Origin of the sequence: Bacillus sp. cl96, assembly GCF_900100505.1 — a bacterium.
GTDB classification, from domain to species: domain Bacteria; phylum Bacillota; class Bacilli; order Bacillales; family Bacillaceae_G; genus Bacillus_A; species Bacillus_A cereus.
In genome coordinates this window covers 48,637-54,797 of the sequence record NZ_FNDM01000019.1, presented here as the reverse complement: position 1 = coordinate 54,797, position 6,161 = coordinate 48,637, and the positions used below count along the sequence as shown (strand labels likewise).

Sequence of the window (6,161 nt, the reverse complement as noted above, 5' to 3'; positions counted from 1 at the left end):
GCAAAAGAAATTAAGAAATTTATGGAGTGGTGCGTTAAGAAGTTTGAAATGCACTATACAGAAGTATTCGTGGACCCTGCGTGTAAATCTTTAAGAGAAGAGTTGCACCTAATTGGCATTCAAACCAGAACAGCAGACAATAATGCTCATGATGTGAAAGGATCAAGTAAAGGGAAAGAAGTTGGCATAGAGCGACTTCAAAACTCTATTACTAACGAGCAATTTATGCTTATTGAGTGTGATGAATATGATCATTACAATTTCTTAAAAGAGATTGGTATGTATGTACGTTTGGACAATGGTGAGCCGATAGACGCTTACAACCACGCATTAGATGAATGTAGATATGCAAACAACTACTTCTATAAACGATATGTAAAATAAGGCGGTGAGAGTGTGTTTGGAAACATCGTTGCAAAAGTAAGGGGGTGGCTATATAAATTGGGACTAATCAAAGGTATTAAAAAGATATCTGATAAAAAAGATATACCTGTAAATGAAGAATCTTACAAAAATATTGATATGTGGAAAGCTTTGTACAGAGGTCATTATGATGATTGGCACAATGTTAAGTATCATACAATCGATGGACAAAAGAGCAGGACAATGGCATCTCTTAATATGGCAAAGGTCATATCACAGGAAATGGCTGCTCTTATTTTTAACGAGAAATGTTCTATTAACATATCAGACAAGGAGCTATCCAATGATATCAAAAATGTTCTTGATGAAAATAACTTCATTAAAGAGTTTCAAAGGTATCTAGAATACAACTTCGCGTTAGGTGGAATGGTCATTAAAGTGTATTGGGATAACGGGATTAAACTTTCCTATGTCACAGCAGACTGCTTCATTCCTATTGCATGGGATAACAAGCATATTACTGAAGGTGTATTTGTTAATGAAATCTCTAAGGGTGATAAGAAGTACACGTTACTTGAGTGGCATTTAGTTGAAGGTGAAGAATATGTCATCAAAAACGAGCTGTATGAGAGCAAAAACCAAGGAGATTTAGGTGTTAAAGTGTCTTTATCGACTCTGTATCCTGACTTAGAAGAAGAAGTACGCATCAAGGACCTGTCTAAACCAATGTTTGTATACTTTAAACCGAATACAGCAAACAACCTTGATATGAACTCGCCGCTTGGCATTTCTATTTACGCAAATGCATTAGGGACGCTTAAATCACTAGATATTGCATTTGATAGTTTCCAACGTGAATTCGTTTTAGGAAAGAAACGAATTATTGTTCCTGATATGGCAATCAAGACAATCGCGGACCCGCTAACTGGAACAATGTTGCGATATTTTGATGCAAATGATGAAGTGTACCAGGCATTTCAGTTAGGTGATAACACAAATCAGATACAAGACATTTCAGTTGAGTTGCGAGTAGAAGAACATGCAGCTGCTATTAATGCATTATTAAACTACCTGTCCTCCCAAGTCGGGCTTTCAGCAGGAACATTTAGCTTTGATGGACAAGGAGTTAAGACTGCTACTGAAGTTGTCAGTGAAAACTCTAAGACATTCAGAACTAAGCAGTCGCACGAAACTGTTATAGAAGATGGTATTCGTGATTTAGTAGATATCATTATCGAAATCGCCGCTCTATATGATGAATTCGAGAGTACAGATAAATATGAGGTTACTGTTACCTTCGACGATTCTATAGCAGAAGATCAGACAGCAGAAATCAATAAGCAAGTTACGCTTGTTATGAATGGTTTAACAACTAAGAAGTTAGCCATTATGAAGATTCATGGTGTTTCTGAAGAAGAAGCAGAGAGAATCGTAGAAGAAATACAAAACGAAAATAAAATGGTTATGCCTGAAGGAGTGGATTTCTTCGGTATGAACAATAAAAAACAGAATAATAGTCCAGGAGATGAAGGGTAATGGCACTCCCTCCTGAGAAATTGCAGCAACTTTCCATGTTTGTAGTAGATATCTACAACGCTATTGAAGAAGAGTTGCTTTTAAACATGGCCAGAATGCTCAAGTATGATAGGGAATTGCTACTTACTGCTGAGAACTTCGAACAATACCAACATTGGCGCATAGTTCAGTTAAATAAGTTAGGTAAGTTGAATCAACAACAAATGAATACAATCTCCCGTCATAGCGGTAAAACGGCTGAAGAAGTACGGAAGATGCTAGAAGGCGCTGGATTTACGGCAGCGGAACAACATGAACCGTTATATCAGGAAGCAGTACAAGCAGGGAGTTTAGCTGCTGCTCCTGCAATTCATACGAGTGCCGCACTAATTGGCATTCTTGACTCTTATGAGCAACAGGCACTAGATACACTTAATCTTGTAAATACAACAATGTTGAAGCAGTCGCAACAGGTTTATCTGGATGTTTTAAACAAGACAGTAGGTAAACTACTGGGCGGTGTCATAACGCCACAACAAGCGCTTAGACAGACTGTTTCTGAGTGGGCGCAACGTGGAATCCCTGCTTTGATTGATAAGGCTGGTAAACGTTGGAGTACTGAAGCGTACGTGAACATGATTACTCGTTCTGTAAGTCAGAATGTAGCGAATGAAATGCAAATGACCCGCATGGATGAGTATGATGTGGATTTAATCGAAACAAGCTCACATCTTGGGGCAAGACCACGCTGTGCTCCGTATCAAGGGCGTATCTACTCTAAAAGCGGAAAGAGCAAGCGATACCCTCCGTTCTCCAGTACATCGTATGGTGAAGCGGCAGGATTACTCGGTAAATATTAATGCCGAGTCTAAACATTGTGAACCTCATTACCCAAGGGTGTTTTAATACATATAGGTATCAATTGTCGTCATGAAATGGTATAATATGTATTAAAGCTAACGGTGAAACCCTAACGTTAAGTCGAGGGCAATACCGTGCCAAGATTAATTTTGGGGGTAATAAGATGATAGGCATATATAAGATAACAAACAAATCCAACGGGAAGTTTTATATTGGGCAATCAACAAACATTAAACAAAGATTCAAAAATCATAAAGAGGCGATCAATAGAAAGCCTGATGACAAAAGAGGACATGGTCCTTTATATGATGATATGAGAGAGTTTGGTTTAGACTGCTTTTCTTTTGAGGTATTAGAACTGTGCGATGTAGAAGCGTTGGACGAGAAAGAGGAGTATTATATAAATCTTTACGATGCTGTAAATCAAGGATATAACAGAAGTAAAACAGCTATCGCTACAAATGATGAAGATGTTATGAAAAAAATTATTACTCCTGCTTTCATCGATAAACAAAGGAAACGTTTCAGCGAAATGAACAACAAAAATTGGAAAGACCCTGAATACAGGGAGAAAATGTCGAAAAAGTCTAGCGAATTACAGAAAAAGCGATTAGAAAATCCAGAGTATTTAGCGGAAAAAAGCGCAGTTTTAAAGAAAGCTACTGACAAAATGAAAAAACGTGTTGCCCAATACACGTTAGACGGTGAATTAGTAGCGATACATGAGGGATTACGTGTTGCTGAACGTGCGACAGGTATCCGAAGTATTGATAAGCATTTAAAACATCCCGATAAACGAAAACAAGCAGGTGGATTTGTTTGGAAGTATGTCGACCAAAATTAATAAGGTGTAGAGACTAGGTGAAAACCGTAGGGCAGAAGATGGGTTTCTGTTCGAAGCGCAATGTACACATTATGTGTAAAGATATAGTCCGATCCTTGTGGAAACACAAGAGTTAATCGATTAATTGCCGGCATGTAATCTATCCGTACATTCAAGGGAAATCAACGAAGCGTTATGAACCGTATGACACTGATGAGAACTCTAAAGCATATAAGGAAAGTCAACAGCAAAGAAGCCTAGAACGGCAAATCAGGAAAGCGAAGAAAGAAGTGAAGGTTATGGAAGCGTTAGACGATGCAGAGGGCGTGAAGGAAGCGAAGAATAAGGTGTCGCAACGCCAATCTAATATGAAAGAGTTCATCAATCAAACGAAGCGTAAGCGCCAATATAACCGAGAACAAATTGTATAGGAGGAAAAAAATAGTGAAAAACACGATTACTCAAGATGATATTAATGACATCTTAGAAAGAACGAATTGGGCAGTGGAAGGGTTTCATGGTAAATGCACAGTAGTGGTCGCTAAATTACCGAACGGATTCATTCTAACTGAATCAAGTGCATGTGTAGATCCTGCTAATTATGATGTGAATATTGGCATTCAATGTTGCAAAGAGCGAATCGTTAATAAGATTTGGGAACTAGAAGGATATCGTTTGCAATGTGAACTTACAGAGAAAGGGGCTCTTTAATATGTTAAAACCATATAGATTACGATTAAACGAAATGCAATTCTTCTCTGAAGGGGGAGATAATCCACCAGTTGCACCGGAAGGAGGTGAGCCGAATGTAGCGACACCAGAACCTACGCCGCCAGCGAATCCAGAACCGCCTGTTACCTTTACACAGGAGCAGATGGACGCTGCTAAAAAGGATAATGAAGCAGCTCTATTTAAGAAGCTTGGTGTAGAAAATGCAGACCAGCTTAAAAATGCGTTAAAAGGATGGAAAGAACATCAAGATTCTCTCAAAACAGAACAAGAAAAAACAAATGAAAAGTTAACGACCTTTGAGACTCAGTTAAAAGAAAAAGATGAGTCTCTTTTTAATTTGCAAGCAGAAAATGCTGCGATTAAATCAGGAATTACAGAAGAAAAAAACTTAAATGCAGTTATTACTCTGGCAAAAACAAAGGTTAGTGATGATATAGACATTACTAAAGCTATCGAAATGGTAGTTGAAGAGTTTCCTCATTTTAAAGATGTAGTGGAAGAACCACAAGGAACACCAAAGCCTACATTTACAACTGGTCAGCATCAAAAGAAAACACTGACTGAAGCAGAACAGTGGAATACAGCATTTGGAATTAAACAGCAATAAGTTTTAACGAGTCATCTTTATAGATGGCTATTTGTTTTGCAAAAAATCATTTAAAACAAGGAGAGATTTATTAATGGCTAACTTAAATTACGCTACACAGTATCAAAAAGTACTTGTTCAAAAATTCGCGCAAGGTTTATCTTTCGGAGCGCTATACAACACTCCTAATAACGCGATTGTAAAATGGACTGGAGCAAAAACAATCCAAATCCCACGTATTAAAGTAGGTGGCTACACTGACGTTAACCGTGATGTTGTTGGTAACACTACTCGTCGTGTCGATAACTCATTCGAACCAAAAACTTTAGGTCATGACCGCGAATTCCGTACTTTAGTTGATCCGGTTGATGTTGACGAAACGAACATGGCTTTAACGATTGCTAACATTACACGCGTCTTCAACGACGAAGAAGCAACACCGGAGCATGACAAGTATATGGCTTCTAAATTATATGCCGAATTCACTGGAGCGGGCAAAACAGCTGATGTAACCGTCCTTGACCCTACAAGTTTCCTTGGTGTATTCGACCAGATGATGTTAGAAATGGATGAAGCAGAAGTTCCACAAACTGGACGTATTCTTTATATTACGCCAGCAGTTAAAAAGATTGTTAAAGCTGCTAAAGATTTACAACGTCAACTTGATGTTTCTGGAACGGGAGAAAAAGCAATTAATCGTGGCGTGTACTCTTTAGATGATGTTGAAATCGTGACTGTTCCATCTACACGCATGAAAACTGCTTATAACTTTACAAATGGAGCTGTACCTGATGCAACTGCAAAACAAATCAATATGATCTTAATTCATCCGCTTTCTATGGTATCTCCACAACAATATGAATTTGTAAGCTTAGATCAACCAAGCGCGACAACAGGTGGAAAATACCTTTACTACGAGCGCAAGTACTGGGATGTATTTATCTTAGGTGCTAAAGTAGACGGCGTTAAATTCAATATCACTTCTGCATAAGAGGGGCTTTTAAAGCCTCTCTTTTTATTAGGAAAGGAATGGTGTTTACATGAGTAACACAGTAAAAGTAAAACGATTGAATAAAGTCCTTAATATCGAAAAAGATTTTTTAGCAACCTATCTTAATGACGGTTACGACCAAATTAATGATGAAGGTAAAATTATCAAACGCGCTACTGGGGGACGTAACATTTCTGTAGCAGAGCACAACAAAGCGCTCGACAAAATCGAAGAACTAGAGGCAGAATTAGCTGATTTAAAAGCACCGAAAAAGTCTGCTGCTAAGTAGG

6 protein-coding genes and 3 pseudogenes are annotated in these 6,161 nt (G+C 38.2%); all 9 read left to right on the top strand.

Annotated features, from left to right (window positions below; genetic code table 11):
• A pseudogene (locus BLT20_RS27180) lies at positions 1 to 384 on the top strand (PBSX family phage terminase large subunit); the annotation flags it as partial.
• 12 nt (positions 385 to 396) lie between these two features.
• Complete coding sequence (locus BLT20_RS27175; protein ID WP_000467729.1) at positions 397 to 1,899, top strand: phage portal protein; 1,503 nt, start codon at positions 397 to 399, stop codon at positions 1,897 to 1,899.
• A pseudogene (locus BLT20_RS27170) lies at positions 1,899 to 2,729 on the top strand (phage minor capsid protein); the annotation flags it as partial. The gene BLT20_RS27175 and the pseudogene BLT20_RS27170, both read left to right, overlap by 1 nt.
• Before the next feature lie 173 nt (positions 2,730 to 2,902).
• A complete protein-coding gene (locus BLT20_RS27165; protein WP_061685230.1) occupies positions 2,903 to 3,583 on the top strand; it encodes a GIY-YIG nuclease family protein in 681 nt (226 codons plus the stop codon).
• A 119-nt stretch (positions 3,584 to 3,702) separates the two neighbouring features.
• Positions 3,703 to 3,993 (top strand): annotated as a pseudogene (locus BLT20_RS27160) (phage minor capsid protein); the annotation flags it as partial.
• A gap of 13 nt (positions 3,994 to 4,006) precedes the next feature.
• Complete coding sequence (locus tag BLT20_RS27155) at positions 4,007 to 4,273, top strand: Gp49 family protein (protein WP_061685229.1); 267 nt, start codon at positions 4,007 to 4,009, stop codon at positions 4,271 to 4,273.
• 1 nt (position 4,274) lies between these two features.
• Positions 4,275 to 4,901: a hypothetical protein gene (locus BLT20_RS27150; RefSeq protein ID WP_061685228.1), complete on the top strand. Its 627-nt coding sequence runs from the start codon at positions 4,275 to 4,277 to the stop codon at positions 4,899 to 4,901.
• Positions 4,902 to 4,974: 73 nt separating this feature from the next.
• Complete coding sequence (locus BLT20_RS27145; RefSeq protein ID WP_061685227.1) at positions 4,975 to 5,871, top strand: hypothetical protein; 897 nt, start codon at positions 4,975 to 4,977, stop codon at positions 5,869 to 5,871.
• 49 nt (positions 5,872 to 5,920) lie between these two features.
• Positions 5,921 to 6,160, top strand: coding sequence for a hypothetical protein (locus tag BLT20_RS27140; protein ID WP_061685226.1), 240 nt, complete (start codon positions 5,921 to 5,923; stop codon positions 6,158 to 6,160).
• The last annotated feature ends 1 nt before the right edge of the window (position 6,161 follow it).

Coding starts and splice junctions, on each gene's coding strand:
- BLT20_RS27165 (WP_061685230.1), top strand. CDS start 2,903: ATGATAGGCATATATAAGATAACAAACAAATCCAACGGGAAGTTTTAT.
- BLT20_RS27150 (WP_061685228.1), top strand. CDS start 4,275: ATGTTAAAACCATATAGATTACGATTAAACGAAATGCAATTCTTCTCT.
- BLT20_RS27145 (WP_061685227.1), top strand. CDS start 4,975: ATGGCTAACTTAAATTACGCTACACAGTATCAAAAAGTACTTGTTCAA.
- BLT20_RS27140 (WP_061685226.1), top strand. CDS start 5,921: ATGAGTAACACAGTAAAAGTAAAACGATTGAATAAAGTCCTTAATATC.